The following is a 725-nucleotide window of genomic DNA, read 5'->3' as shown; positions in this document are numbered from 1 at the left end:
TAGACCATGTCTATTTTTATGAAATTGAATTTGCGAAACTAATTATACGTTATCCCCCACAGGCCTGGGGCTTATTTTACAAAACGACGAATGAGAGGTGGTGATAGATGCCGAGACCCAGAGATCCGAATCGGGATCGGGCATTTGAGTTATATCGGAATAGTGGTGGAAAGCTCGATTTGGTTGAGATTGCAAGTCAACTAAATTTGCCAGCGGGGACTATTCGGGGATGGAAATCAAAAGATGGCTGGGAGGCCAGATTGAATGGAACGCTCCAAAAAAATACGGAACGTTCCAAACGTACCAAAGGTGGCCAACCTGGTAATAAAAATGCTACTGGCCCGCCAGGAAATAAGAACGCCGAAAAACATGGTCTCTTTAGCAGATATCTGCCTGAGGAGACCATGTCTATTATCCAGGAGATGCCACGTTCCCCACTGGACATCCTCTGGGACAATATCCAGATATCATATGCAGCCATTGTCCGGTCACAGCAGATTATGTATGTGAAGGACAAAGAGGATATGACAACGACTAAGATCGAAGAGAAAACTGGAAATGTTATAGGTGAAAGATGGGAAGTGCAGCAGGCCTGGGACAAGCAGGCTAATTTTCTGCAGGCACAGGCCAGGGCCATGAAGACGCTGGAAGGGCTTATCAAGCAGTATGATGGTATATGGTAAATAACCAGTCCTCCGGACAAAATAATGCCAGCCCAAAGGCTG

At 45.9% G+C, this 725-nt stretch carries 1 pseudogene; it reads left to right on the top strand.

Annotated elements, in window-relative coordinates:
* Positions 1-107 precede the first annotated feature (107 nt).
* Positions 108-671, top strand: a pseudogene (terS, locus tag LIZ87_RS22070) (phage terminase small subunit); the annotation flags it as partial.
* Positions 672-725: the final 54 nt, after the last annotated feature.

Source organism: Lacrimispora sp. 210928-DFI.3.58 (assembly GCF_020554865.1).
In the GTDB taxonomy this organism is placed as follows: Bacteria; Bacillota; Clostridia; order Lachnospirales; family Lachnospiraceae; genus Enterocloster.
Note: the sequence above shows the minus strand (reverse complement) of the source record. Positions and strands in the feature narration are given on the sequence as shown.